This window comes from Methanothermobacter sp. CaT2, from assembly GCF_000828575.1.
Taxonomy (GTDB): domain Archaea; phylum Methanobacteriota; class Methanobacteria; order Methanobacteriales; family Methanothermobacteraceae; genus Methanothermobacter.
On sequence record NZ_AP011952.1, the window covers coordinates 43,623 to 67,674 of the forward strand.

The 24,052-nt window shown below is 46.5% G+C and carries 32 protein-coding genes; 11 read left to right on the forward strand and 21 right to left on the reverse strand.

The annotated features are described in order from the left end of the window. Positions 1 to 66: 66 nt before the first annotated feature. The 10 genes from MTCT_RS00325 to MTCT_RS00370 all read right to left on the reverse strand — a co-directional run bounded on the left by MTCT_RS00325 (position 67) and on the right by MTCT_RS00370 (position 9,457). Complete coding sequence (locus tag MTCT_RS00325; RefSeq protein ID WP_013296512.1) at positions 67 to 399, reverse strand: hypothetical protein; 333 nt, start codon at positions 397 to 399, stop codon at positions 67 to 69. Positions 400 to 650: 251 nt separating this feature from the next. After that, positions 651 to 1,082, reverse strand: coding sequence for a hypothetical protein (locus MTCT_RS00330; RefSeq protein ID WP_013296510.1), 432 nt, complete (start codon positions 1,080 to 1,082; stop codon positions 651 to 653). 86 nt (positions 1,083 to 1,168) lie between these two features. Beyond that, entirely contained in the window at positions 1,169 to 1,648 is a 480-nt protein-coding gene (locus MTCT_RS00335; RefSeq protein WP_013296509.1) for a hypothetical protein, read from the reverse strand. Positions 1,649 to 1,653: 5 nt separating this feature from the next. Next, positions 1,654 to 2,511 carry a C39 family peptidase gene (locus MTCT_RS09035; protein WP_013296508.1) on the reverse strand — a complete coding sequence of 286 codons (858 nt, stop codon included), beginning with the start codon at positions 2,509 to 2,511 and terminating at the stop codon, positions 1,654 to 1,656. Between the two features lie 265 nt (positions 2,512 to 2,776). Continuing rightward, positions 2,777 to 3,169 (reverse strand): hypothetical protein, encoded by a 393-nt coding sequence (locus MTCT_RS00345; RefSeq protein ID WP_048174881.1) that lies wholly within the window; start codon positions 3,167 to 3,169, stop codon positions 2,777 to 2,779. Positions 3,170 to 3,313: 144 nt separating this feature from the next. Further along, positions 3,314 to 4,123, reverse strand: a complete 810-nt coding sequence (locus tag MTCT_RS00350) for a stage II sporulation protein M (RefSeq protein ID WP_048174884.1) — start codon at positions 4,121 to 4,123, stop codon at positions 3,314 to 3,316. Positions 4,124 to 4,346: 223 nt separating this feature from the next. Beyond that, on the reverse strand, positions 4,347 to 5,003 hold the full coding sequence (locus tag MTCT_RS09115; RefSeq protein WP_231855307.1) for a C39 family peptidase: 657 nt from the start codon (positions 5,001 to 5,003) through the stop codon (positions 4,347 to 4,349). Positions 5,004 to 5,410: 407 nt separating this feature from the next. Further along, positions 5,411 to 6,754, reverse strand: a complete 1,344-nt coding sequence (locus tag MTCT_RS00360) for an MFS transporter (RefSeq protein WP_255350873.1) — start codon at positions 6,752 to 6,754, stop codon at positions 5,411 to 5,413. 165 nt (positions 6,755 to 6,919) lie between these two features. Then, entirely contained in the window at positions 6,920 to 8,779 is a 1,860-nt protein-coding gene (locus tag MTCT_RS00365) for a glutamate synthase-related protein (RefSeq protein ID WP_048174889.1), read from the reverse strand. 9 nt (positions 8,780 to 8,788) lie between these two features. After that, positions 8,789 to 9,457 carry a GXGXG domain-containing protein gene (locus tag MTCT_RS00370; RefSeq protein ID WP_013295374.1) on the reverse strand — a complete coding sequence of 223 codons (669 nt, stop codon included), beginning with the start codon at positions 9,455 to 9,457 and terminating at the stop codon, positions 8,789 to 8,791. Positions 9,458 to 9,606: 149 nt separating this feature from the next. Here MTCT_RS00370 and MTCT_RS00375 point away from each other — a divergent pair, with 149 nt between their 5' ends. After that, positions 9,607 to 10,155 (forward strand): ArsR family transcriptional regulator, encoded by a 549-nt coding sequence (locus MTCT_RS00375; RefSeq protein WP_013295375.1) that lies wholly within the window; start codon positions 9,607 to 9,609, stop codon positions 10,153 to 10,155. 104 nt (positions 10,156 to 10,259) lie between these two features. On the opposite strand, the gene MTCT_RS00380 is transcribed toward MTCT_RS00375, so the two are convergent. Next, positions 10,260 to 10,481, reverse strand: a complete 222-nt coding sequence (locus tag MTCT_RS00380) for a hypothetical protein (RefSeq protein WP_013295376.1) — start codon at positions 10,479 to 10,481, stop codon at positions 10,260 to 10,262. Positions 10,482 to 10,641: 160 nt separating this feature from the next. Between MTCT_RS00380 and MTCT_RS00385 the strand changes: the two genes are divergently transcribed. Continuing rightward, positions 10,642 to 11,022, forward strand: coding sequence for a hypothetical protein (locus MTCT_RS00385; RefSeq protein WP_013295377.1), 381 nt, complete (start codon positions 10,642 to 10,644; stop codon positions 11,020 to 11,022). A gap of 145 nt (positions 11,023 to 11,167) precedes the next feature. Continuing rightward, positions 11,168 to 11,734 (forward strand): zinc dependent phospholipase C family protein, encoded by a 567-nt coding sequence (locus MTCT_RS00390; RefSeq protein WP_013295378.1) that lies wholly within the window; start codon positions 11,168 to 11,170, stop codon positions 11,732 to 11,734. A 58-nt stretch (positions 11,735 to 11,792) separates the two neighbouring features. Here MTCT_RS00390 and MTCT_RS00395 read toward each other — a convergent pair whose 3' ends face one another. The 4 genes from MTCT_RS00395 to MTCT_RS09395 are packed head-to-tail and all read right to left on the reverse strand — an operon-like array spanning position 11,793 to position 13,726. After that, complete coding sequence (locus MTCT_RS00395; RefSeq protein ID WP_013295379.1) at positions 11,793 to 12,269, reverse strand: membrane protein; 477 nt, start codon at positions 12,267 to 12,269, stop codon at positions 11,793 to 11,795. 13 nt (positions 12,270 to 12,282) lie between these two features. After that, on the reverse strand, positions 12,283 to 13,410 hold the full coding sequence (locus MTCT_RS00400) for a TIGR04083 family peptide-modifying radical SAM enzyme (RefSeq protein WP_013295380.1): 1,128 nt from the start codon (positions 13,408 to 13,410) through the stop codon (positions 12,283 to 12,285). 8 nt (positions 13,411 to 13,418) lie between these two features. Next, the gene (locus tag MTCT_RS09150; RefSeq protein WP_013295381.1) at positions 13,419 to 13,571 is read right to left on the reverse strand and encodes a TIGR04165 family Cys-rich peptide; all 153 of its coding nucleotides are present in this window, start codon (positions 13,569 to 13,571) and stop codon (positions 13,419 to 13,421) included. 2 nt (positions 13,572 to 13,573) lie between these two features. Continuing rightward, complete coding sequence (locus MTCT_RS09395; protein WP_171770391.1) at positions 13,574 to 13,726, reverse strand: hypothetical protein; 153 nt, start codon at positions 13,724 to 13,726, stop codon at positions 13,574 to 13,576. Positions 13,727 to 13,777: 51 nt separating this feature from the next. Here MTCT_RS09395 and MTCT_RS00405 point away from each other — a divergent pair, with 51 nt between their 5' ends. After that, positions 13,778 to 14,332 (forward strand): heme-binding protein, encoded by a 555-nt coding sequence (locus MTCT_RS00405; RefSeq protein WP_052457264.1) that lies wholly within the window; start codon positions 13,778 to 13,780, stop codon positions 14,330 to 14,332. 14 nt (positions 14,333 to 14,346) lie between these two features. Next, positions 14,347 to 15,090 carry a SagB/ThcOx family dehydrogenase gene (locus MTCT_RS00410; RefSeq protein ID WP_048176465.1) on the forward strand — a complete coding sequence of 248 codons (744 nt, stop codon included), beginning with the start codon at positions 14,347 to 14,349 and terminating at the stop codon, positions 15,088 to 15,090. A 53-nt stretch (positions 15,091 to 15,143) separates the two neighbouring features. On the opposite strand, the gene MTCT_RS00415 is transcribed toward MTCT_RS00410, so the two are convergent. Next, entirely contained in the window at positions 15,144 to 16,160 is a 1,017-nt protein-coding gene (locus tag MTCT_RS00415) for a pseudomurein-binding repeat-containing protein (RefSeq protein ID WP_013295385.1), read from the reverse strand. 64 nt (positions 16,161 to 16,224) lie between these two features. Between MTCT_RS00415 and MTCT_RS00420 the strand changes: the two genes are divergently transcribed. Next, complete coding sequence (locus MTCT_RS00420; protein WP_048174896.1) at positions 16,225 to 16,455, forward strand: hypothetical protein; 231 nt, start codon at positions 16,225 to 16,227, stop codon at positions 16,453 to 16,455. 99 nt (positions 16,456 to 16,554) lie between these two features. Here MTCT_RS00420 and MTCT_RS00425 read toward each other — a convergent pair whose 3' ends face one another. Both MTCT_RS00425 and MTCT_RS00430 read right to left on the reverse strand, forming a co-directional pair. Beyond that, positions 16,555 to 17,541, reverse strand: coding sequence for an ATP phosphoribosyltransferase (locus tag MTCT_RS00425; protein WP_013295387.1), 987 nt, complete (start codon positions 17,539 to 17,541; stop codon positions 16,555 to 16,557). Positions 17,542 to 17,633: 92 nt separating this feature from the next. Then, positions 17,634 to 18,143 carry a nitroreductase family protein gene (locus MTCT_RS00430; protein ID WP_048174898.1) on the reverse strand — a complete coding sequence of 170 codons (510 nt, stop codon included), beginning with the start codon at positions 18,141 to 18,143 and terminating at the stop codon, positions 17,634 to 17,636. Between the two features lie 87 nt (positions 18,144 to 18,230). On the opposite strand from MTCT_RS00430, the gene MTCT_RS00435 reads away from it, so the two are divergent. Then, positions 18,231 to 18,455: a TIGR04165 family Cys-rich peptide gene (locus MTCT_RS00435; RefSeq protein ID WP_048174901.1), complete on the forward strand. Its 225-nt coding sequence runs from the start codon at positions 18,231 to 18,233 to the stop codon at positions 18,453 to 18,455. Between the two features lie 88 nt (positions 18,456 to 18,543). Here MTCT_RS00435 and MTCT_RS00440 read toward each other — a convergent pair whose 3' ends face one another. The 3 genes from MTCT_RS00440 to MTCT_RS00450 all read right to left on the reverse strand — a co-directional run bounded on the left by MTCT_RS00440 (position 18,544) and on the right by MTCT_RS00450 (position 21,190). Beyond that, complete coding sequence (locus tag MTCT_RS00440; RefSeq protein ID WP_048174904.1) at positions 18,544 to 18,999, reverse strand: NUDIX domain-containing protein; 456 nt, start codon at positions 18,997 to 18,999, stop codon at positions 18,544 to 18,546. A 67-nt stretch (positions 19,000 to 19,066) separates the two neighbouring features. Beyond that, positions 19,067 to 20,137: a sensor histidine kinase gene (locus MTCT_RS00445; RefSeq protein WP_048174906.1), complete on the reverse strand. Its 1,071-nt coding sequence runs from the start codon at positions 20,135 to 20,137 to the stop codon at positions 19,067 to 19,069. Between the two features lie 39 nt (positions 20,138 to 20,176). Continuing rightward, positions 20,177 to 21,190 (reverse strand): B12-binding domain-containing protein, encoded by a 1,014-nt coding sequence (locus MTCT_RS00450; RefSeq protein ID WP_048174908.1) that lies wholly within the window; start codon positions 21,188 to 21,190, stop codon positions 20,177 to 20,179. Between the two features lie 68 nt (positions 21,191 to 21,258). On the opposite strand from MTCT_RS00450, the gene MTCT_RS00455 reads away from it, so the two are divergent. The 4 genes from MTCT_RS00455 to MTCT_RS00470 all read left to right on the forward strand — a co-directional run bounded on the left by MTCT_RS00455 (position 21,259) and on the right by MTCT_RS00470 (position 24,050). Then, entirely contained in the window at positions 21,259 to 21,441 is a 183-nt protein-coding gene (locus MTCT_RS00455; protein WP_048174910.1) for a hypothetical protein, read from the forward strand. A 95-nt stretch (positions 21,442 to 21,536) separates the two neighbouring features. Then, complete coding sequence (locus MTCT_RS00460; RefSeq protein ID WP_048174913.1) at positions 21,537 to 22,418, forward strand: CBS domain-containing protein; 882 nt, start codon at positions 21,537 to 21,539, stop codon at positions 22,416 to 22,418. Between the two features lie 166 nt (positions 22,419 to 22,584). Further along, positions 22,585 to 23,502, forward strand: a complete 918-nt coding sequence (locus MTCT_RS00465; protein WP_048174916.1) for a deoxyhypusine synthase — start codon at positions 22,585 to 22,587, stop codon at positions 23,500 to 23,502. A gap of 20 nt (positions 23,503 to 23,522) precedes the next feature. Further along, positions 23,523 to 24,050 (forward strand): hypothetical protein, encoded by a 528-nt coding sequence (locus tag MTCT_RS00470; RefSeq protein WP_048174918.1) that lies wholly within the window; start codon positions 23,523 to 23,525, stop codon positions 24,048 to 24,050. Positions 24,051 to 24,052: the final 2 nt, after the last annotated feature.

Here is a 24,052-nt window from a genome sequence, read left to right on the forward strand (position 1 = left end):
TACTGAAAGGTTAATTTCCTTTAAATTTAAAGTCCCGACCCTCAGGAGTCCTATGTTTCTTTGTTTTTACTGTTGGTTCTTGGGAGGGTTTTCAGTTGGGGTGTGTTGATCAGGGAGTGTTGTCAGTAATATGATGGCAACATACCAGTTTAAGGTGTTTAGCGCTGGTTGAAGTACCAGTATGATGTAGAGGAGGAGTGCTGTTAGGACCGTTTCAACAAAAATTTTAAGCTGCCCTTTGTGCTGGTTTGAAGTTCTATAGCCATAGAGGGAGAGCATGGTAAGCATCAAGAGAAAAACCATGAATTCTGAGGCTCCATGGACATCAAACACATAGAGGAATGAAATTACCATCAAAACCGTGAATAGGCCTAAAAACCTTCTTTCATCAAATGACATTTATAAAACCTCCTGAATAAGGAGGAATGGCGGTACTTTAATACCACCACCCACAATGTGTACGACGCCTTTCTGCAGGTTCAAAGATGAGATAAAGGGCACCCGCTTTGCCCCAGGGACCCCCGTACACTGTCCCGGCAAACCATATAATAAACCTTCCACCAGTTAAACTCCTCACCATGCCATTCACCCCTCATCTTCAACCGATACTTTCAGTTTTTTGCTTGCTGTATTTTAATGATGCTTTTTTCTCAATCTTTTGAATCAGTTACTGGTTTGATTATGGTTAACACTGTAAAGGCGATATATGCGGTGGCGGTTACTGTAATCGCGACGCATGTGGTGCCCACAACATTTTTGTTGATGGGTGTTTCTGTGAGGATGGCGTTTGTTAAACCTATGAGGTTGAATCCCAGTGTGAACAGGGCGCTGATTAGTAGTGTCCCGGTAAAGTCATGGTCATAGCATCCACCCGTGTCTATGATAACCCCCTTCAAACCAGTCATGAACAGTATAGCAATGACATCTAAAATGAGAATATAGGCTGCTGAATCAACAGGGTCCCCTGAGACAACATAGAAGAATGGGGCCAGCTCATCCCCCTGCAGCCACCCTGATAGAACTATAGCCGCAGTTATGGCAAAAACCGCCAGTAACGTTAATATAAACCTTTTATATTTCATAGCTTTTCCCCTCTTTTAAAAAATAATTGGTTACTGTTCTATTAACTAGAATGTTGGAGTGTTTTGTGTTCCATGTGTTTGATGTATCAGCTGTTTATTTTCTCAATGTAGACGACTTTTATCAGAGGGAGTTCTTTATTTTTGAGTTCAGGTGTGGTTGTGTCCTCTGCAGGGTAGAAGTATTCACCATATGCTTTTATATGGTCCCCCTTTTTTATTGGGGTTTTCCCGGCGTAACTTAGGAGTATGTAGTCTGGTGTGGTGTTGATCTTGAGGGCAATGAAGGTTTCCTGTGGTTTGACACCGTATGATTCCCCCTTTTTATACACTGTTCCCTCAACCCAGACCTTCTGACCGTTGAGGGCGTATGGATCCTCCCTTGAAGTGGAAAGGTCAAGTGCACGGCACTCCTCCTTATATTTCACGGCTTCAGCGCCTGTTAAGGGTTTAGCGAGATCATTTCCACTGGATGGAAGGGAAATACCTGCTATAAGAAGCTCACTCACTCCGTAACCCACAAAAAAGCCAGCAAGCAGACCAAGAATCAGAAAATGCCTTCTATCCATACTTTTCACCTCTTAATGGCTATGACTCTTAGTTCATAGTGCGGATCATAGACTCTGTACCAGCCCCATACTTCTCTGTAAAGTGGAAAAGTTCCAAATATTGTATGTATACCCCCTACAACCTCTTTGTGCCACCCACAGACCCACCGATATTCTATACGCACGTATACTTTCCTGTATTCCGTGTAGCTTGTGTGATATCTTCCTTTTATGTTTTCAATTTCTTCTGGCGATGGTTCTTCTGTGGTGTTTTCTGAGAGGTTATCTCCTGTTCCGTCCGCTGATGTGTTGTTTCCACTTATAAGTAGTGCCATACCACTGTATTCATCTTTAAATTCTTCAAGTGGTCTTGATATCTTCCCGAGGCTGGGGTCTGCCAGTGAAACTGTCTCATTATCCACATCTCTTATGACACTGTAATGACCGTCCATGTAGACTATCATCCCAGGTTTCAGGTTTTCTACAGAAACCCTCTTTGCGACTGCATTCACGCCTTTGGCCTTTGCTGCTTTGATGAGTCCCTGCATTGTTGTTCCGTCTTCTGTGGTTTCGGCGAGGTCTGCGAGCTCATCTTCGGTTGTGTTTATTCCAAGGTTCTGGAGTAGTGTGGCGAGTGCTGCCGGCCCGCAGGTGTAGTTCCTGGTCTGCATAACCACTCCTGTGGTGTCGGCTGTGATGTTATCGTCTATGGTGAACTCTGCTGGATCCGTGAAGTTCCCTTCAGGGTTATCTGCTGTGGATAGTTCCATGGGATCGGTGGGGTTGCTGCTGTTATCCTGCGGGGTTTCTGCGGCTGCGGCAGCGTTAAAGGATACTGCGAGTGTGAGGAGGATCAGCAAACCCCAAAGACACGACTTTCTCATCCATTATCACCACCATAAATTGATAATAAATCTATAAGAAAAACTCATATATATATATTACGGTTCACTTTTAATGTATTATTCACGTTGATGGGAAAGGATTCTTCTGGGGGGTTGCTTTCGTGTCACCTGGTGATCATCGGGGTCATTGGTTTTTTTCTGGTTTGTTTTCGGGAACCCTGTATATCCCCCTTTTTTTCTGGTACAGGTTTGGGGATACTGTTAATTGGTGGATATGGGCGAGGGTGTTGATGATTTATTTAATTTATTTTTTCATCCCCTCTTTTGGGGTTCTTTTGTGTTTGTGGGGTTCTGGGATGATGTTGATTATTCCGGCTGGGAGAATGGCTGACCATAGGCTCTCTATTGTGCCTTTGGTTAAACTGATATCCATGAGTGTTGAATAGGTGATACCTGTGATGTTGATGATGGCAAGGGATAGGAGACATGGTGGCCAGTTCTCCCCCCACCATGCCTTCAGGAGACTTAGCAGGAGTAGATTGAGCAGCAGGTAAAAGAGGGCTGTGTTCAGCCGCTGATAGATGAGTTGAAAGAGTCCGCTTGCCGGAATGCCCCCTGAGAATAGGATTAGGAGTGTTGATATGAGAACAATCACCATTCCAGCCATACTTACAAAATAACTCTTCTCTGATTTCATTAAAACCCACCATTTATCTATTTTTTTATCTGTCGAGATGGTACCTGTGAACCCACCGGTATGCCTGGGGGATCCTCTTGAGCAACCCCCCATTAGTACTTGCGCAGTTCCCATGATAATAATTTAAGGGATTTTGTGGGGTTTTTATGGGAATATGTGGTGTGCCCACCAGGGGCTCCACCAGGTTTCGAGGATCGCCGCCAGGAAGAGGAGGGTTATGCTGATTCCAAGGAGTTTCAAACCCCACATCACAGCCCCCTTAACTTCTCTGAAGTTCCCACGGATCCTTCTTGTCCTGATAACCTCTATGATGGCCTTAAAAACGTAACGGCTCAAATTAGCCCCTGCAATAAAAGACAGTATTAGTGCAGGGAATTCTAGGTAGCAGTGAAGGCAGCCTAAGACGAATAGGGCTCCTTTCCACTTCCAGACATGGATTATACCCATAAGAATCGCTATACTTTCGCTCTCTACTATCCAGAGGAAGTAGGGTAAAATTATTGTAAAGCCAAGTATAAAGTAGAGGATGGCTTTACTGGAGTTATGGAGGAATATTGACAGGAAATTGTTTAATGGACCAGCATTGACCCCTGTATCCACATCATGGATATTAACATCAGTGAAATTATAATCGAATTCCGAGGATGAATCGCCTAAGTCATTAAACGCGTTTTCTGGTATCATACACATAAAATAGCTGAATATTAGAAGGGTTAGGAGTATAAATGATACTAGGGGCGCATAAAACCATTTATCATCTCTTTTAAACGCAGAATAAAGAGAGGCGCATATCAAGAACATCCAGCATACCATAAATGGATTGAAAGCCACCCCCCAGAAATGGAAATCCATGTTCACCATCCAGGATAATGTAGATGAAAAACCAGACAAAACACTAATAAAAATAAAAATGCCAACAATTAATACATCCCTTAACTTTATACTAAATTCCACCAAATCACCCCAATATAAAAAATAAATGGATGTTACTTAAACTCAACATCGACTTCTCCGTAGAATCCGCCTCGTCCGGTGCCTGCCTTGAACCGAATACGTTTTGTATGGCTTATTATATATCTTCCAGCGGCACTCAGTTGGTGCCATACGTACCGTGCCCAGCTTGAGAAGGGATCATTTCCATAGCCTTTACCTTTGATGTTTTGCATTTCCTCGGTGCTTAGGATTTTTCTGTGTTTATATGGGGTTCTGTTTGGTTTTCTGGTTCTGTTGTGTTTTCAGTTGTTTCTGTTTGGTTGGTGGTTGTGAGGGTGTAGCCTGTGTAGATTTTTTGGAATTCTTCCAGTGGTATTTCTATGTTTCCCTGTGTGGGGTCTGCGAGTTTAACGGTGTTGCTGGTGACTTCCCTGATGAGGGTGTAGTGTCCCTTGCCGCCGCTCACTGTATAGGCGATCATGTTTTCGTGGAGTTCAGTGATGTTGAGTTTCACTCCAATGAGGTTCACGCCTTTGGCCTTTGCTGCTTTGATGAGTCCCTGCATTGTTGTTCCGTCTTCTGTGGTTTCGGCGAGGTCTGCGAGCTCATCTTCGGTTGTGTTTATTCCGAGGTTCTGGAGTAGTGTGGCGAGTGCTGCCGGGCCGCAGGTGTAGTTCCTGGTCTGCATAACCACTCCTGTGGTGTCGGCTGTGATGTTATCGTCTATGGTGAACTCTGCTGGATCCGTGAAGTTCCCTTCAGGGTTATCTGCTGTGGATAGTTCCATGGGATCGGTGGGGTTGCTGCTGTTATCCTGTGGGGTTTCTGCGGCTGCAGCAGCGTTAAAGGATACCGTGAGTGTGAAGAGGATCAGCAAACCCCAAAGACACAACTTTCTCATCCATTATCACCACCATAAATTGATAATAAATCTATAAGAAAAACTCACATATATATTACGGTTCATTTTTAATGTATTAACACATGAAGGATCTTTCAGCATCACTCAGCTGGACTCTGGTGATAATCAGCAAATAGATATTAAAATTCTCAGAGAATCCCCCCAGTGACCATGCTGCCCTTTGAAGTACTGGACTGTTATATTGATATTTCCAGTGTCTTTTTCCGGATTTGATGTTATTGGCTCTTTTTCTCATGTAAAAGGCCGATGGCTGAGTGTCTCAATTTATTTTTCTGGTGTTCAGCCTTGGGATTTTTACTGAAATCAGAAAATAAGGTGTATGTTCCCTGGAGATTCAGGGCATGGTAATTAACCGAATTATTATCCTGGAGACATGATTTCAATAACTAAAGGTTCCTTTTCATGGTAGCAAGCTGTTCTTCCCTTCTCTTGAGGCGTGTTGATAGGAGGAAGATCGTTATGGCGACAAACACAAGGAGGAGGAACGAATACCTGTAACCACCGGTTCCTCCAATGGATGCCACAACACCCCCGATCATGGCACCCCCCACCAACTGGCCGGCACTTGAAAGTATATTCAGGAGGGCCTGGCCGGAGGCCCTGTGTTCAGGGGGAGCCTCAGAAAGCATTATGTACCTCAGGGGGGCCCCTATAACTGTTATGAGGCCAAGGCCCATGAGAACCTCGGCCAGTATGAAGAGCGCCAGGACGGATGATAGAAGGGCCATCATCAGGCACCCTGTTATAAGTATGAGGCTACCTGAGACCATCACGATCCTTGACCCAACCCTGTCAAGCAGGAAACCGATAACAGGTGCCCCAAGGGCCATTGTCATCACAAATGGAAGTAAACTGAAACTGGCCATTGATTCTGATAGTGAAAGGGCCAGGAGGGCATAGCTTGGTATGAAGACGATGGCCGACTGTGACAGGCCATTGCCTGCAGATATTGCAGTTGCAATTCTGACCTCCCTTTCCCTGAGTAGGTCCACCTGTATTATGGGATCCCGGGCACTGTTTTCAACACGCCAGAGGATGGGTAGAAGTGCCATGGCGATTAAAAGGGGAAGTGAAACGATTGGTCTTGTGATGCTTCCCGGGATATCTGCTGTATTAAGCTGGTTTATGCCAATGGCCAGTGATGTTACAAGGACGGCGAGTATGATGGTCCCCAGGACATCAAAACCACCCTCATCATCCTTAACCGTGACGGGGAGTATGAAGAATCCTGCTATAACAATGATGGCTGCCACCGGGATATTGATGAGGAACAGCCACTCCCACCCGTAGGGGAGTATGAAACCTGCAAGCACGGGACCTGCTATTGATGAGAAACCGAATACCGATCCGATGATACCGAGCGCCCTGCCGCGGCTCTCAGGGGGGAACGTGTCCCCTATGAATGCACTTGCAACAGGGAAGATACCCCCGGCACCGAATCCCTGAAGTGATCTTCCGAGGATGAGAAGGGGATATGATGGTGATAACGCTGTTATGGCGGATCCCGTTGTAAAGAGGGTTATGTCAAGGATGTAAATGTTTCTCCGACCGTACCTGTCTGAGAGCTTTGCCATGACAGGTGTTCCCACCATGAAGAAAAGTATGTATGATGCAAACATCCAGGATGCAAGGCGGGGGTCCACATGGAATGATTTTTCAATTGCAGGAAGCGCCGGGCCGATTATTCCTATATCGAGCGCCCCCATGAAGACCCCTGCAAAGAGCAGCACCAGATTATGTTCCTGCTTTTTGTGTCCATGTGAACTATTCAGTGTTCAACCGATAAATCCTTTATCAATTTCAGCGGGAAAAGAAAGTTTCTTGGAATTTTGTGGTTTAGGGTTTGTGAAAAAGAACTTTGGGGATTTTTGAAAAGGAAAAGGTTTCAGCGAATCTCACTGGTTTATGAGTTTAAGTCCAGTGATCTCCGCTGTGTTGGTGTCCAGTGCACGCAGGTCATCAGGGCTGAATTTCCTTATGTCGTCGTGGCCTGCAAGCTGTGCCAGCATCTTGGCCTCCTCGGTCATGGACTTTATGTAGTTGGCAACCCTTCTGGCAGCAAGGTCCACGTCCATCCTTTTCCTGAGGACAGGGTCCTGTGTTGCCACACCAACAGGGCACTTACCGGTGTAGCACATGCGGCAGGCACGGCATCCCATGGCGATCATTGCACCTGTACCGATGTACACAGCATCCGCACCCATTGCCATGGCCTTGGCAACGTCGGCACCGCTCCTGATACCACCGGTTATGATGAGGTCAACCTCATCCTTGAGCCCGATGTCATTGAGACCGTTAACTGCCTGTACAAGGGCTGCGAGGGTTGGAACACCTGTATGCTCTATAACAACCTCAGGCGCCGCACCTGTTCCACCCTCCATTCCATCAACTGAGATCACATCTGCCCCGGCCTCGGCGGCGATCTGGACGTCCTCATAGACCCTTCCGGGTCCAAGTTTGACAACAATCGGCACCCTCCAGTCTGTGACCTCCCTTAGGAGTTCTATGTGCTTTGCAAGGTCGCCCTCCCTTGTGGCGTCAAGGAAACGGGCGGGGCTGAGAGCGTCTGTTCCTTCGGGTATTCCACGGATCTCTGCAACCTCAGGGCTTACCTTCTCTGCCAGGAGGTGTCCTCCCATACCAGGCTTTGCGCCCTGCCCTATCTTGACCTCTATTGCATCTGCCACGTTGAGGTAGTCTGAGGATACACCGAATCTACCACTTGAGTACTGGACCATGAGGTTATCTGCCAGTTCCCTCTCCTCGGGTAGCATTCCGCCCTCACCTGTGTTGGCGCAGGATCCCACGAGGGATGTGCCCTTGGCCATGGCCAGTTTGCTCTCCTTGCTGAGGGCACCGAAGGACATACCCGCAATGAGTACAGGGGTCTGGAGGACCAGTGGTTCCTCTGCAAATCTGTCACCAAGCACCACGCTGGTGTTGCAGGGCTCCCTGTACTTGTCAACAGGGGGAATTGATGCCTGGGCAGGGAGTATTATTATATCGTCAAAGTTTGGCAGCCTCCTCTCTGTACCGAATCCCCTGAGGACATATTTACCTGCCTTGGATGTGTACCTGATATCTGCAATTGTCCTTGGGTCCCATATGCTTCCTGCGCCTGTTGGCAGGAGAACAGGGCATGCTGCAAGACATGATCCGCACATTATACACTTGGTCTTATCTATCTCGGCATGGTCCTCAACAATCTCTATTGCGTCTGTGGGACAGACGATTTCGCAGGTACCACAGAATACACACAGTCCCTGTGTTGCTGCTGCAAGGTCTGATGATGGTGATGAGGGCGTTATGGATGATGTGGTGGGTTTTTTGATTTCAAAGCCCCTCTGGATGTCGTTGACGTACTCCATAACGTCAAGGGCCTCCAGGCAGCCCTGTTCACAGGCAGCCACACATGCAGGTGTATCACCGGGGCTTTCCATGCACTGCTGGTCACACTTAACCATCCCATCATCTGTGTATGTTATTGCACCTATTGGGCACATGAGCATGCAGAGTTTGCAGCCCACACATGACTCCTGGTCGATCTTCACTGCACCGTTTTCCCTCTGGATGGCATCCCTGAAGCATCCCCGTGCACATGACGGGTCAACACACTGCTGGCATACGATTGCATGGTATCCCGTGTCCATCTTGTTGAGGAATATGGCACTTCTTCCAAGGACCTCCTCACAGGCCTCCACGCACTTGTTACACCCATCACATTTTTCAGGTTCTGTTAAGAGTATCTGCACCATTTAAACCACCTAACCGTAGAATGGACGTATCTCCTTGCGCTGTATTTTTTTGAATTCCTCTGGAGAGGCGTCTATTGAGTATCTGCTGAAGAGTGATGATAGTTTGTTCAGATCATCCCTTTCAGGTTCCAGGACCTTTGCATTGGTTCCGGTTTCGAAGTCTCCAGCAACGTATATGTTGCCGCCAATTATCCAGTCACCTATATCTTTACCGGTGTCCCCTGTTATTATGAGGTCTCCGCTCAGCATGTAGAGACCTGCAAGGTCACCTATGTCCCCATCGATTATGATCACACCGCCCTTGTTGAGCTGCCCGATTCCGTCACCTGCGTCTCCATGGATCACTATTGTTCCGTTGTAGGTTCCAAAACCCACACCATCGTCTGCATCTCCGTGGACGATTATCTCCCCTGCGGTCATGTTGTTGCCAACGTATCTCCCGGTTTTTCCATGAATCTCTATCTTTGGTCCGTGGTTGAGTGCCCCAACGAAGTCACCGAACCTTCCACTGAGGATGAACTCTGCTTCCTCCCTTATCCCCACAACAATGGAGTCCAGTTCAGCGTTGCTCTCTATGCTGAATTTCTTTATGTTATCCCTCAGCCCTTCCTTTATCTTCCTGTTGATGTCCCTTGTTGAGAGATCATCACCTGCGATTTTCATCTCCTGAACAGTCATCTAACATCCCCTGTTGTTTAATGTTCTTTGATGAACATTTTCCACATATCATAATTTAAGGATTCCCATTTCTGGAAATCAGACATATACGATTATATATTATGATGAGATTAGTATCTATTATACTGAGATCTGTAAATGGTGATGGTATGAAGACGCTTGTGAGTAACCTGCGGGGAAGGTGCCTCTTTGATGTGGCTGTGAAGGCCCAGATAGATGGGCTGATATCGGTACAGGCAGAGGACTTCAATGATACATGTCTCGAGAAATTCATAAAGGGAGGTATTATTCGGGTTGAGGGGCGAAACCCCATTGAGGCCGCCAGAAAGATAGCAGAGGTCATAAGGGGTGCTAAAAAGCATGGGGAGGTCTATGTTGCATTCGATGGAAGTGACCTTGGTGGCCTACTCTCATTTTTAGCCCACCGTGAGGGGGTGGATGGTATCTACACGTGCTTTGGGGATTCTGCGGTGCGTCTTCCCCCACTGAAACTTGACATATCTGATACCAGGCTCAGGATACTCGAGGCCCTTGAGGAGGAAAGCCTCAACGCGGTTTTAATTGCAAGGAAGGTCGGCATTTCAAGGGCTATGGTCTACAAGCATCTCTCTGGTCTGATGGAAATGGGGCTTGTGGAGCAGTCCCAGATGTTTGATAGATACTCCATTACAGATGCAGGTAAACTCGTTATAATATAATGAAGTTTAAGGTACGGGTTTACAAAAAAGGAGTTGGTTTGCGAATCAACTTACAAAAAAAAGGAGGTTTGATTTGAAGTTTGCGGTTATTACCAGAAAAATGTTTATTCCATTGGGTATCCAACCCTGAGCCTGTAGGATGCCTTTTCACTTATAAGCACAGTACCCGGCACAAAGAAGTCATCGAATTCAGCAACCTTCTGCTTCATACAGGGCTTCAACTCATCCTTGCTGGCATAGGAAGCACATTCATCACTCTCCAGTATACCCTTCCTGACAAGTTCAATGTACCTCATCTTCAGAGTTTCATCATCAAGAACGCTCATCATAATCACCAATATCTACTATATTCCAGCAATATATATATTTTTTGCAGTGCAATCTCTATGGGGTATAAGTATTTATACTACATCGGACAATACTATATACAATGTTCAGAAAAATAAATTTCTGGCATCATGATAAAAAAGAGTTAAGGGGCCTGAAATGATCAAAAGACCTTTAAATTACAGTAAAAACGAGGAGAAATATTCCATAATGTTAAAAACGGTTGTTGAACACCTCAGAGATCAGGGATACGATTTAAAGGTGAATAACGGTAAAAAGAAACTCAGACCACGTATGCTGAAAGGGTTCCTGCCTGATGTCCATGCCCTTAATGGCTCCGATGAAATTGTAGTTGAGATAAGCACCGATAATAGTGATATAAGAAAATGGAGAAGATTTGCATACACCGATGGCATCAGGTTCTGGATAGTTGCACCCTACCCAATCGCAGATTCTGTGAAAACCTGTGTTGAGACATTTTCAATACCTGCAGAGGTTTACGCATGTAACGGTACCATGGAACTCAAGCGTGTACTGTAAATTTTTTATTAATAGGGGTAGTCATCATAAAAAGTTAAGCTTCACCATAAATTTTTTTATTAATTCACACGCTATCTCACAAAAGGTTTATATGGTGAGAACCTAATTATTTCTATAAAAATTCTCTGATTACTGTGAGGTTGAGATGAGGTCTATTTTTATAGCCGCGCTCCTGATTCTTGTGGCATCACAGATTCCGGGGGCATCGGCCTGGTCTGTAAAGAATCACCATGATATTGCAGAGAGGGTCTATCATGCAATGCCCTCTGATGTTCAAACCCGCCTGAGCCTTGATGAGATGAAGAATGGGGCAGACGACCCTGACACGGTTTTCTTTGATTTTGAATATCATGTATACCCATATAACCTTGAAAAGGCCAGGTTCTGGTTAGATCAGGGAAAAATCAGCTATGATTCAGGTAACTACAGTTATGCCAGCTACTGCTATGGTGTTGCAAGCCACTATATCTCTGATGGAATCTGCGGTCCACACACATCCTCTGGATCCAGCGGGTACCTCCACACCGTCTATGAGATACGTGCAATGATGCTTGAACCTGTAATGGTTCCTGTCCCTGATGACCCTGAAATGGAGGCAATGAAACTCTGGGGTTCATGGGTTTCTGAGGGTGACGACTCATGCATATCTGGGGCACTTGACCTGGCATGCAGTGTATCCTGTAGGGAGATCATGAACTCAATAGGGTCCTGATACTGTTTTTTCTCAAATTTTGAGATTGTAGTGGTATATGGGTCTTTATAAAGTGGGTTTAGCCAAATGTTGAGGCTATCCAGTCACCTGTGTAGTGTGTTATCACTATAATCAGGATTGCCACCATGAGATGCTCACCAAGCACCCTCCAGAGGGGCGCATTCTGTGACCTTGCAATATGTACACTCAGGATACCCAGAAGTAGAAGGCCCCAGATGACTGACACTGCGATCGCAACTGTCAGGTCCAGTAAAAGAACAGGTAAGAGGAATGTGATGGCAAAGACGAATTTGCTCATGAAGGTTGCAATGGTGGACTCCCACACCTCAACTTCGCTGTGCCGGTTTTCGGACTCCTCGGCGATGTGTATGCCCATGGCATCAGAGAAGGCGTCGGCTATTGCTATTGTGAGCACACCTCCAATCACCGCAAGCCTTGAATGGGTACCTGAATGGAGTCCCACCATAAGGCCAAGGGTGGTTATTATGGCCGATGTAAGACCGAAGCTGAAGCCGGTCTTTAATGAGTGTCTCATAGTTATAACTTTATTATTTCATCATTATATCCAGCACGCCAGGTTTTGATTTCTTCTTCTGCCCTCCAAGGATTCCAGATTCAAGAAACTCCCTGTTGGCCCTCCTGTTGATTTCAGTGAAGATCATCCTGTAGGCCTGGCACTGATGGTCGACGCCATCTATCCTCCGCACTCCATTTTCGACTGTTATGGCATTGTATGGGCAGCCACCGAGGCAGTATCTGTAGAATTCACAGTCACCGCATTCATCATCAACCATTTTTCTCCAGTCATAGAGGGACCGGAGGGCATCACTTTCATTGAGATCCTCCATGCTGGGCCTGTCAGATACGTTACCCATTATGTAATCCTTCATGCCAACGAAGCGATAACAGGGGTATATGTCCCCGTAGGGGTCAACTGCAAAGGTATTCCCCACACAGTCCGCGTGTGTGCACACAACACCCCTGCGGAGGAACGCGCTCTTTGCAAAGTGGTCAATGTTCTGTATTTCGATTTCACCAAAGTGCTCAAGGTACCTCTCAAGGAGGTAGAGGAGGAGATCCCCGTACTCCTCTGCGGTTATGGCCCACTCCTCAGGGTCGGGGCTCTTGAGGGATGGGAGAGCCGGGTGGAGCTTCATGTTCATCTTATTCTCAAGGAAAAACTCGAATATATCCTCCTTTCTCCTTATGGAGTAGGAGGTGAATGTGCTTATGAAGCTCACCTTCAGACCGTGCCTCCTGGCTATCTCATAGCCCTTCATGGTTTTATCGAAGTAACCATCACCCCTCTGGTGATCATTTATTTCTCGGGGACCATCAAGGCTTGAGCCGATGGGTATGCTGTACTCTGCAAAGAGTTCTGCCAGTTCGTCGGTCATGAGCCATAGATTTGTCTGGATGGCAAATGCGGGCTTTAGAAAATCGAGTTCAGTGGATATCAGCTGCAGGGTTTTCCTGTAAAATTCGTAACCTGCAAGGAGAGGTTCTCCCCCATGGAAGGTGAAGGTGGCGGGTTCTTTTCTGAAATCCCTCAGCCATGAAACCATTTCCCTCACTGTTTCAGTGTCCATCACCTTTGAGTCCCGGTCAACACCCCAGCAGTAGCTGCAGTCGGAGGGACAGTTCATTGAGGGGATGATCATAACATGGAATGCCATTCCATCACCTAATCAGCGGTTTCAAATACATGGCCACACTTTTCACAGACGATTTCCTTCAGGGACGTCCTTGACTTGTGCTCATCCATGAATTTTCTCTTAACAACCTTGTCCCTGCAGCCGCACACAGGGCACTCCTTCAGAAACTCTTCCATCTTCATGTTCAGACCTCTATTATCTCTTCCACCACATATTTACCGCCACAGGGACACTCCTCTATTCTATCTCCAATGGGGTAGGGTGGTGTTTTACCTTCAACTTCAAGGGTTCTCTTAGCCCTGCAGAGGTCACAGTAAGCTTCGACTATCCACATCATGTAACCTAGATATATATGGTCTGATATATAAGTTGTAAGGGGGTTGTTTTTTTGACTGAGAGTCCAGATTATGAGGTTGAACTGGAAGACGGTGACTTTGAGATAAGGTGCTATCCCGGGTACATACTGGCACAGGTGGATGTTGAGGGGAACTTCAGGGATGCGATGCTTAGGGGATTTTCCATCCTTGCAGACTACATATTCGGGAATAACAGGCGCAGGGAGGAGATTCCAATGACATCCCCAGTAACTGGAGTCAGGCTGGGGGAGAAGATACCAATGGCAGCACCGGTTACAGAGGAGAAACTTGATTATGAGGGAGTTTACAGGATATCTTTTACCATGCCACCATCATACACCCTTGAAACACTTCCAGAGCCCGGTGACACACGTATAAGGTTCAGGGTTGAGAAGAATCAGAGATTTGCGGTCTATAAATTTTCAGGAAGGGTAAATGAGAGCATGGTGGAGGAAAGAACTGGTGAATTCAGGGAGTGGCTCAGAAAAAATTCCATAAAACCCAGATCCAGCTTCATAATTGCCCAGTACAACCATCCTGCAGTTCCTGGTTTCCTGCGAAGGAATGAGATCCTTGTGAAGATATGAATGGGGGGATTCTGATGAATGAGATTGAAAGGAACCGTTACTTCCTGAAGGACAGTATAAGGAAGAGGATAGATTTTTCAAAAACACCCCAGAGCATGGGTGTGGCTGCACCACCATTCGAGAAGCCATGGCCAGATGATGCTGAAATGGTTGACCTCCCGGTACTTGACTGGGCTGAAATGGTGGATGCGAATATTGTAAGCTGCATAAGAAACCGTGAGAGCCGCAGGAGTTACGCTGAAAGGCCCCTTAAACTTGAGGAACTTTCTTTTCTTCTCTGGGCCACCCAGGGTATAAGGATGGTTGCGGGTCACAGCGCCTTTCGCACAGTCCCATCAGCCGGCTGCAGGCACACCTTTGAAACTTACCTTGCGGTATTCAATGTGGAGGGCCTCGAGGAGGGCCTCTACAGGTACATACCATCGGTGCACCGGTTGCTGGTTGAGTACCTTGACGATAACCTCTCCCAGAGGATAGTGGAGGCATCCTTCCACCAGCGCTTCACAGGAGAATCCGCTGTGACATTCATCTGGACCACGATACCATACAGGATGGAGTGGAGGTATGGTCTTGCAGCCCACAGGGTGATCCTCATTGACGCAGGACATGTCTGCCAGAACCTCTACCTTGCCTGTGAGGCCATAGGTGCGGGTACATGTGCGGTCGCAGCCTATGACCAGGAGTACCTTGATGAGGTGCTGGGGGTTGATGGTGTGGATGAATTCACCATTTACATGGCGCCGGTTGGAAAGGTTTAAGAAAAAAATTGAAGTGTGGTGTTACCTTCACCTTATGAGGAGCCACTAAAAAATTAGATTTTCACGGATGATGGTAGCTGCATTTTTTTACTGGATGTGTGGGTCCTTGTAATCCCTGAGTACATTCTGAGGAGGTCCCTGTAACCTATTATTCCATTTTTAAACCGTATATAATTCGGTGCCCTCAGATACCTTCTCATGTAATTGTTGACATCGGCTGCAAGTTTCCGGTATTCGGTCCTTGAGAGGTAACCATGGAATGTGCTCTTAACACCAGGATTTGAGGGTCCCCTTACCTTCAGGTATCTTATGGGTCCGTTCATGTAGTCTGTTACCATGAGAAGGAATGTCTCTGGTCTGTAACCATTGTAGGTCCTTTTGAGTTTTCTGCCGTTTTTCAGGTCAGTGTGTATTCCATTAGCCACACGGGCCATAACTGCAGGGTCAATGCTGTGGTAGGCTATGAGTTTGCTGTTGTAGAATCTCCCCTTCTTCTGAGTTATCCCGGGGGTTTCATTCAGGATTCTCATGATTTCCGATGCTATGAACCGGCACTTCTCCTCCCAGGAGGCACCTGGACAGTCAATGTTCGGCTGTATGATTCTTACACCTGCGGAGGTGAGGAACCTGTAGGGGTACCTGATACCTGCAAAGTACCTGGTGGAGAAGTTATCGTCCCATGCCCTCCTCAGCATGTAGGTATTTTTGAGGTTGAGTTTCCCGGTGTTTACAAATATCACACCCTTGGATGTGGTTGCTGCAAGTTTAGCGACTTCTCTCATTGCCCCAGGGCAGGAGGCTGCAAGGTAAATCGCTACTCCCCCCTGAGGAGTGCAGCTTATTGCACGGCCACCCTCACCAGGTTTCGGGGCTTTGGGGTCCACTGTAACATTGTGTTCACTTTCGTTTTCAATACAGCTCTTGATGAGGTTGAGGTTTTCAATGTCAGAGGAGCTGTTGCCTGTTATGCAGTCTGAGGTGAGGAATATATTAACTGCCGCAGCATCACTGATATTCACTGAAAAAAGGACAAGGGCTGTCATGAACAGTATAATTCCCTTTAATTGCAAACTATCACCTTTATAACCTCTCTTCGTGGTCCTTTAAGTAATTTTTCAGGAAGATTTATATAAGATGAGGTTCTACATATTCCCCGAATTTTTTCTTATAATCCTTTATGGTGATAATTTGGTTCCTGAGATAAAACAGAAGTGTTTGATCTGTGGCGAGCAGTGGATTGATGGAAAAGATACCTGTCCATACTGCGGAGGCAAAAATAAGACTGCAAGTATAGATTCCGAGAATGATCTTGCTCTGCTGAGATCACTTAACAGCATCCTGAAAAAGGAGAAGGTTTCAGAGTAAACTTCTCAAACCTTTTTATTTGTATATCTGAAAAAGAAAATCAGATAACCCATATCATGTACTGTTTTATGTTTTCCCGTACTGCTGATGCTCTGAAGCCTATCTTATGTACTGTTTCACGTTTTCTCGTACTATTGCAGACGCTCCGAAGCCCTTTATCTCTTCAAGCATTTCAGGGAATCTCCTTTTATCTATGAGGACGTTGATCTGTGAAAATTCCCCGCCTGGAACGACGGTCGGCTCATCTGAGCAGTACTCCATCTTCATGAGGAACTCAACCACATCCTCTGCCCTGTGGTTTGCTATGTTGAACTTAACATCAAAGTAGTTCCTGGCCTTGGTGGCGCCGTAGAGCTGTTTGAATATCATCTCAGCCTTTTCAAGTTTTTCACCGGTGCATGATGGTCCAGCATAGAGCCCGGCGCTTGATTCCATTATGGTATCAATTATCTTGAGGCCCGCCTTTCTAAGACTGCTTCCTGTCTGGGTGTTGTCCACTATGAGGTCTGCGCCCTTGGCGATGTAAACCTCGGTTGCACCATCAGAGTTTATTATCTGGACCATCTCATTGTCACCATCCCTGAGGCCCCTTATCTGCACCACTGGTCTTGAGTCACCGAAGAGTTCCCTGTAGCCAGGATTATTCATGAAAAAGTCCCTTGTGAGGTTGGGATACTCTGTGAAGCAGAGTATGGGAGTGTTCCTATCAGCATTTTTCAGGAAGAAGTCCTCCAGTGAGGTGTAGGGTTCCTCTCTGGGAAGTGCCACTATAAGCCTTGTCTGACCGTAATCAAGATCCCCTATCTTTTTTATGGACTCATCGCCACTGTTTATGGATTCCTCACGCACCCAGTCCTCGCCGATTATTGCAATATCAAGCATTTCACGGTTGAGCTCCACCGGGGCACTCTGGGGCCTTGTGAGGTAAGCCTTTATTTCAGGATCGTTGGTGATCTCTATTTCGTTTTCTTCACGCCCGGGCTCGTAGCCCTTAACCTCATAACCGGCGTCCTTGAAGAGCCTGTAGGTGTTTCCACGGTTAACATTGTTTAAACTACCCTTGGGTAATCCCAGAACTATCTTCATAGTTTCACCTGTAATCATCTGATGATCTTAACTTTTGCAAATCTTTAATTTCCAGTCAAATTTTAATTTCCAGTCAAATTAAAGTGATTTTCTTACCATTTCTCAGTATGTATCCTTTCAGGGTCAAAAAGGTCCCTTGTCCCGGGGTCCTCTGCAGGGTAACCTATGGGTATCACTGAGAATGGTGTAACATGGTCTGGAATCTGGAACAGCCTCCTTATACCCTCAACACGGTCTTCAAGGGGGTATACACCTGTCCAGACCGCACCAAGACCAAGGGAGTGGGCTGCAAGCAGTATATTCTGTGACGCAATGGAGCAGTCCTGCACCCAGAATCCCGGGAATTTTTCAAGGCTGGTGTCACAGCATACTATGATTGCAAGGGGGGCATCCTTTACCATGGCACCGTAGGGATGCACCTCTGGTATCTTCTCAAGCATATCCCTGTTTTTCACCACTATGAAGTGCCAGGGTCTCTGGTCAACCGCTGATGGTCCGCACATGGCCGCCTCCAGTATCTTATGGAGTATTTCATCTGGCACGTCTCTCTTGGTGTATTTCCTTATGCTTCGTCTTGTTTTAATTGCTTCGAGGACTTCCATTTTCCTCACCCTAAAACCTATATGGATGGTGACCTTTATATGTTGGAAGGTTCATAATAGTTCTATAGAATACGAACGAGTGATAACATGAGGGTTGAAGATTTAAAAAAGCCATGCCCTGAGTGCGGTGAAGTGGATAAGGACGTCTCAACGGTTAAATACCCCCAGAATAAGGAAAAACTGAAAGAGGCAGGCATACCTGAGGACCAGGAGATAGTCGGGGCCATAAAGTGCAGTAAATGTGGATATGTATTTGAGTACTGTGAAGGAGGAAAGTGCAGCATAGAGGTCAAGAGGGTTTCCATTGATTAGGAGATTTCAATCGGTGGATGTTTAAGAGACCTTCAGATTCATTGCCTTAGGAGATTTCAATCGGTGGATGTTTAAGAAGCCTTCAGATTCAGTTCCTTCTTATGAATCCAAGAATATCCCTGAAACCTGACCTTTCACTTTTTCTTTCTACCTTTATGTCCTTCACAAAGTCGGCGAGCCAGTCTGCAAGTCTGTATTTCGAAAGACCAGCCGGTTCAACCCATGCAAAGCCCTCATGTTCGTGGCTCAGCTTCACATTACCCGAGGCTTTGCACCTGATTATGATATGAACAGCGTTTATTATCGGGAACTTCTGTTCAACAACCCCCATAACATCACCGGGGGTTATTTCAAGGCCGGTTTCCTCCCTGACCTCCCTCTTGAGGGCCTCATCAAGGGACTCGCCGGTACCCACCTTTCCACCGGGAAGCTCCCAGGTGGATGGGTTGGTCTTTGAATTTTCAGATCTTTTGATTATGAGAACCCTTCCGTTATCATCCTCAATGAATGCCCTCACCGCCAGTATATAAACACTTCCCACCATAAAAATCCCTGTTTATGATTGGGGCTCTAAATATATAAACTGGATATCGATTGCAATGTTTGCGGGGCTACTTCCAGTCCCTGAACTCAATTGAGAAACGGGTCCCACCCTCTGATTCAACTTTGAGGTTACCATTTAACTGGTCAGTAAGGCTTCTTACAAGCTGCATACCCATACTGGATGTGCTCTGGAGGTCAAAGTTCTCTGGAAGACCCACCCCATCATCTTCAACCGCAAGAATGTAACTGCCATCCCCTTTTTTAAATGAAACCCTTATTTTGCCTTTCTTTCCCTCAGGGAACGCATGTTTGATCGCATTTGTGAAGAGCTCATTTACAATGAGTGCCAGGGGGACAACCGTGTTTATATCGAGTTCAGCCTCATCTATATCTGTCTCAAGGGCTATGCGGCCCGGATCCGATAGGAATGTCTGGTAGAGGTCCCTCACAAGTCCCCTCAGGTATTCACCGAAGTCCACCCTCCTGTGTTTACCTGAAGTGTAAAGCCGCTCATGAAGCATGGCCATTGCTCTGGCCTTTGACTGGGCCTCCCTGAAGAGCATGAGATCATCCCTATCCTTCACATACCTTGACTGGATATTGAGGATGCTTGAGATTATCATGAGGTTGTTCTTGACCCTGTGGTTTATCTCCCGTAGAAGCATCTCCTTCTCCTTGAGGGCTTTTTCCAGTTCCAGGTTCTTCTTTAGAAGTTCTCTTCTGGCTGCAGAGAGCTGGTTGTTTAGCCTTGTGAGTTCATCAAATAGTTCTTCTCTCACATCCCCACCGGCAGATGGACCCATTTCTGGTGTTTCAGGCAGCTCAGTATCAACAAGGCGGTAGATTTTTATCATATCCTCCTTTCTGGCCGCACCAACAGCGTAGATCCTTTCATCAGCCATGAAACCTGAAAAGTGGTAGGTCTTAAGGTTCTTTAAATTCAGTTCCCAGTTATAGGCGGCCCCTTTATCATTGATTTCCTGGATGAAAAGGGAGGCCTTTGCCTGGCTACCTATGTCCATGAGATCAACGAAGGATTCCATGTTGAGGGGTATGTCGGAGCCATGGTCTATTATCTTCTCAATGGATCCATCCTTCCTCAGGATAAGGAAAACACCCTCAGGTCCATTATTATTCATTCTATAACCTTCAATAGCTTAAAGTCTAAACAGAATCTTCTATTCTGTTTTCAGGAATTCTTCAGCCACCCTCACGGCGCTGGAGGCACTGGCGGCGTGCAGATCGGCTCTGACCTTCCTCCAGAGTTCAGTGTCCACATTGAATGGGTAGCCACCCACCATTACAGGGGGAGAATCATCCAGCTCCCCAAGCAGTTTTATGAGACTTCTCACGTGTCCAACGTTGAAGGTCATGGTGGCTGATACAGCAACGAGGTCAGGCTTCAGTTCATCCACGATTTTCCTGAAATCCTCCGGTGGAGTGCTGGCCCCCAGGTAAACAGAATCCCAGCCATTGATTTCAAAGAAGTCACTGACCATCCTTATTCCTATCTCATGAAGCTCATTGTTAACGCATGCAGCAACAAGCCTGAGGTTTTTCCGCTCTGATGCCTGGTAGATGTACGGGTAGAGTTCTGACATTATCATCTGCGTAACTGACGTTGCATAGTGTTCATGGGCAACCGATATCTGGTTGGTCTGCCATAACCTGCCGATTTCATGCTGCACCGGCTCAAAAACATGGAGGTATATGTCCTCAACATTCACACCGGACTTCAGGGACGAGATTATGAGGTCCCTGGCCTTTTTTGCCTCTGTATTCAGAACAAGTTCAAGGTACTTCTCTGCAAGGTCCCTCAGGGGCTGATCCCTCATGTAGCTTGGAGGTTTATGTTCCATTTCAAGCTTCCTGAGGGAACCTGAGATGTAACTGGAAGCAAGGGAAGCGGTTTCATCGTCCAGAACTTCCAGCATAACCTTTTCCATACTTTTAAGCGAACCCCTGAGGCACTCTTCAGGGAGCCCAAGGTTCCTCAAAAGCACATCGGCCCAGAGAACGTAGTCCTCAAAGAGTTCCGGACTTGAATTTCTTATTGCCTCCTCCAGGTAGTCCAGATGGTAATTTATGTCCTGTATGCACAAGTCCCTATCTTCAGGACTTACAAGCCCCTTACCCTTAAGATCGTCATATACAGCTGATACAAGGGATTCCCTTGAAACACTGATCCCCATTAACAACACCCCAATATATTTAAGTTGGAACCCCAATAAGAGATTTATCATTTTTTGCAGTGTTAAATATGAAGTCATCGGAAGGTTTCAGAATAATTTCGACCACAGGAGAATGTCCGGAATGTGTCTACAGATGCGAGGTTGTCCTTGAGGATCCTGGAGAGATTAAGCTTTACTGCAGGCACCCCCTGGGACCGGGTAGCCCCACACACTGCATATACTTTAAGAGGGATAGGAAAATCAGCAGATGATCAGCTTTTAGGATTTATAATTGACACAATATAAAAAAACATATTAATTAAAAATAATTATAATTATTATTCATAATAGATCATCAGGTGTTAAGATGCTTACCTCTGTTCAGAAGGAAATACTCCAGACACTCATCAACCTCTACAGGAATTCAAACGGCAAATCCATTAAGGGTGAAGAGATAGCAGCCATAATGAACCGCAATCCGGGCACAATAAGAAACCAGATGCAGTCCCTCCGAAGCCTGGGACTCGTGAAGGGTGTTCCCGGACCTCGCGGGGGATACAAGCCAACCATAAAGGCCTACCATCAGCTGAACATATCATCAACCGGAAGGGAAACAGCCGTCCCCATCTACAGGGGCGGTGAGAGAATCGATGACCTTTCGGTTGCAAAGATAGAGTTCACAAGCATCCCTGACCCCGGGGAGTGTGAGGCCGCAATAAAACTGGTTGGCAGCATAAAAAAACTTGATCTGGGCGATAGGGTCCGCATAGGCCCAACACCGGTTAACAAACTCATTGTTGACGGGGTTGTAGTGGGAAGGGATGATATGGACAACATAATCCTCCTGGACACCACCGCCATAAGGAGCATACCCAAGAGGACGGTTGAGGAGGTTGCAACCCATGAACTTGTGACACTCACCCCTGATATCAGTGTGAAGGATGCCGCGGTTAAACTATCATCACTGGGAATCGAGGGGGCCCCGATAGTGGAGGACGATGAGGTGAAGGGCATAGTGACCCTCAGTGACATAACAGCATCCATAGCAGAGGGTACCGAGAACCTGCCTGTTTCAGAGATAATGTCAAAGAATATAATAACGGTTAAACCTGAAACGATGATCTCTGATGCAATAGAAATCATGAACAAACACAATATAGGGAGACTGATCGTTACAGACAGCGAGGGTAAACTGGCAGGTATAATAACCCGTACAGATATCCTTGACAGCATAGCGGGTCTCGATTGAGACCAGGCACCTGATTTTTAAGTAAAGATACCACAAAATCAGATCATACTGGAGATCTGAATATTTAATAGAGATCTGAATATATAATTAATGTGCAACAATTCTGTAGTTCTCTGGTGCTCATGCAAGTTAACTGTATTTATCACTATAATGGGAAGTGTTACTTTTGAATGTGAATCATATGAATATAAAACCCGACATGAAGGCAGGGGACCTTATAAGGGAGATGGGGCGTTCAGGGGTCCTTGGAGCAGGCAGGGTCCACAGGGCAGCAGGACTGCTCCGTGAGATGATTGATGACAGTGAAATGGCATTATTCATGAGTGTTGCAGGACCACTGGTGCCTGGCGGGATGAGGGGGATCATAAGGGATCTCATAGATCAGAAGGTTATATCAGCACTCATAACAAGCGGGGCTAACCTTACACATGACCTCCTTGAGGCCTTTGGAGGGGCCCATTACAGGGAATATGGATTCGATGATGAAAGGCTTCATGAGGAGGGGATAGGCCGTATAGGTGACATATACACAAGGTCAGAGGACTTTGAGGTCTTTGAAGCCAGGATGCAGGACATATTTTCATCCATATTCAAATCAAAACCCCATATTTCAATTCAGGAGCTCATTGACGAGATAGGGGCACATCTGAAGGATGAGATGTCCATCATAAGAACGGCCCACCTGAGGGGTGTTCCCATTTATGCCCCGGGGATCATCGACAGCATGCTTGGCCTCCAGCTCTGGATGTACACACAGGACAACAGGGTATGCCTAGATGCTGTGAGGGATATGCACAGCCTCTCTGACCTTGTATTCAGCTATGAGAGGATAGGGGCTGTTATACTTGGAGGGGGACTTCCAAAGCATTATACACTGGCATCCACACTCCTAAGGGGTGGTGTGGATGCTGCGATCCAGATAACCATGGATCGAAGTGAAACCGGAAGCCTCAGCGGCGCCCCCCTTGAGGAGGCCAAGTCTTGGGCCAAGGCACAGGCTGGTTCGAATCTTGTAACGGTGGTTGGGGATGCAACGGCCCTGTTTCCACTTATACTTTCAGCTGCACTCTCTGATGGGGATTGATGGAGGTTTGAGGTCCTTTCATGATCGAACTTCTTTTTCCTGTTTCAGGTTTCCTGATGAAGGTTGCGGATGACGCCGAGGATGAGTGGGGAAGGCCCCTCACAGGCATGGTGGCCGGTGCCCTCTGCGGGCTTTCATCTGGTGTTCTCTCCACTGCTGATACGGCTGCTGCGTGTATATTCCTTGGGATATTTGCAGGCACCCTTCTATCATGTAAGATAGACTGCCCCAGCCACGTGCTTGCTGCAGTGGTATTCCTTCTGGTCCTTTTTTTTGGCGGAGTGCCCTCACTGAGTATCCCTGCTCTTGTTGCATGCACAGCGGGAGCCTACATTGATGAATATGGCAATGACAACCCACGGGTATACGAAAAGGGCCGTTTTTTCAGGTTTTTCTTTGATTACAGGTTCTCCCTCAAGATTGTAATAGTCCTCCTTGCTGTTATTTCACTGCTTGGAGTTTCAGATACCGGTTTTGGTCCTGCAACGGTCCTCTTTTTCATACTCTTTGAGGTCGCCTATGAAGTTGCAGGAAGAATCAGGATTTAGGG

What these genes read in the sequence shown, in the direction of transcription:
- MTCT_RS00325 (WP_013296512.1), bottom strand. Translation starts at nt 399, where the DNA reads ATGTCATTTGATGAAAGAAGGTTTTTAGGCCTATTCACGGTTTTGATG.
- MTCT_RS00330 (WP_013296510.1), bottom strand. Translation starts at nt 1,082, where the DNA reads ATGAAATATAAAAGGTTTATATTAACGTTACTGGCGGTTTTTGCCATA.
- MTCT_RS00335 (WP_013296509.1), bottom strand. Translation starts at nt 1,648, where the DNA reads ATGGATAGAAGGCATTTTCTGATTCTTGGTCTGCTTGCTGGCTTTTTT.
- MTCT_RS09035 (WP_013296508.1), bottom strand. Translation starts at nt 2,511, where the DNA reads ATGAGAAAGTCGTGTCTTTGGGGTTTGCTGATCCTCCTCACACTCGCA.
- MTCT_RS00345 (WP_048174881.1), bottom strand. Translation starts at nt 3,169, where the DNA reads ATGAAATCAGAGAAGAGTTATTTTGTAAGTATGGCTGGAATGGTGATT.
- MTCT_RS09115 (WP_231855307.1), bottom strand. Translation starts at nt 5,003, where the DNA reads ATGAGAAAGTTGTGTCTTTGGGGTTTGCTGATCCTCTTCACACTCACG.
- MTCT_RS00365 (WP_048174889.1), bottom strand. Translation starts at nt 8,779, where the DNA reads ATGGTGCAGATACTCTTAACAGAACCTGAAAAATGTGATGGGTGTAAC.
- MTCT_RS00370 (WP_013295374.1), bottom strand. Translation starts at nt 9,457, where the DNA reads ATGACTGTTCAGGAGATGAAAATCGCAGGTGATGATCTCTCAACAAGG.
- MTCT_RS00375 (WP_013295375.1), top strand. Translation starts at nt 9,607, where the DNA reads ATGAAGACGCTTGTGAGTAACCTGCGGGGAAGGTGCCTCTTTGATGTG.
- MTCT_RS00380 (WP_013295376.1), bottom strand. Translation starts at nt 10,481, where the DNA reads ATGAGCGTTCTTGATGATGAAACTCTGAAGATGAGGTACATTGAACTT.
- MTCT_RS00385 (WP_013295377.1), top strand. Translation starts at nt 10,642, where the DNA reads ATGATCAAAAGACCTTTAAATTACAGTAAAAACGAGGAGAAATATTCC.
- MTCT_RS00390 (WP_013295378.1), top strand. Translation starts at nt 11,168, where the DNA reads ATGAGGTCTATTTTTATAGCCGCGCTCCTGATTCTTGTGGCATCACAG.
- MTCT_RS00395 (WP_013295379.1), bottom strand. Translation starts at nt 12,269, where the DNA reads ATGAGACACTCATTAAAGACCGGCTTCAGCTTCGGTCTTACATCGGCC.
- MTCT_RS00400 (WP_013295380.1), bottom strand. Translation starts at nt 13,410, where the DNA reads ATGGCATTCCATGTTATGATCATCCCCTCAATGAACTGTCCCTCCGAC.
- MTCT_RS09150 (WP_013295381.1), bottom strand. Translation starts at nt 13,571, where the DNA reads ATGAAGATGGAAGAGTTTCTGAAGGAGTGCCCTGTGTGCGGCTGCAGG.
- MTCT_RS09395 (WP_171770391.1), bottom strand. Translation starts at nt 13,726, where the DNA reads ATGATGTGGATAGTCGAAGCTTACTGTGACCTCTGCAGGGCTAAGAGA.
- MTCT_RS00410 (WP_048176465.1), top strand. Translation starts at nt 14,347, where the DNA reads ATGAATGAGATTGAAAGGAACCGTTACTTCCTGAAGGACAGTATAAGG.
- MTCT_RS00420 (WP_048174896.1), top strand. Translation starts at nt 16,225, where the DNA reads ATGAGGTTCTACATATTCCCCGAATTTTTTCTTATAATCCTTTATGGT.
- MTCT_RS00425 (WP_013295387.1), bottom strand. Translation starts at nt 17,541, where the DNA reads ATGAAGATAGTTCTGGGATTACCCAAGGGTAGTTTAAACAATGTTAAC.
- MTCT_RS00430 (WP_048174898.1), bottom strand. Translation starts at nt 18,143, where the DNA reads ATGGAAGTCCTCGAAGCAATTAAAACAAGACGAAGCATAAGGAAATAC.
- MTCT_RS00435 (WP_048174901.1), top strand. Translation starts at nt 18,231, where the DNA reads ATGAGGGTTGAAGATTTAAAAAAGCCATGCCCTGAGTGCGGTGAAGTG.
- MTCT_RS00440 (WP_048174904.1), bottom strand. Translation starts at nt 18,999, where the DNA reads ATGGTGGGAAGTGTTTATATACTGGCGGTGAGGGCATTCATTGAGGAT.
- MTCT_RS00445 (WP_048174906.1), bottom strand. Translation starts at nt 20,137, where the DNA reads ATGAATAATAATGGACCTGAGGGTGTTTTCCTTATCCTGAGGAAGGAT.
- MTCT_RS00450 (WP_048174908.1), bottom strand. Translation starts at nt 21,190, where the DNA reads ATGGGGATCAGTGTTTCAAGGGAATCCCTTGTATCAGCTGTATATGAC.
- MTCT_RS00455 (WP_048174910.1), top strand. Translation starts at nt 21,259, where the DNA reads ATGAAGTCATCGGAAGGTTTCAGAATAATTTCGACCACAGGAGAATGT.
- MTCT_RS00460 (WP_048174913.1), top strand. Translation starts at nt 21,537, where the DNA reads ATGCTTACCTCTGTTCAGAAGGAAATACTCCAGACACTCATCAACCTC.
- MTCT_RS00470 (WP_048174918.1), top strand. Translation starts at nt 23,523, where the DNA reads ATGATCGAACTTCTTTTTCCTGTTTCAGGTTTCCTGATGAAGGTTGCG.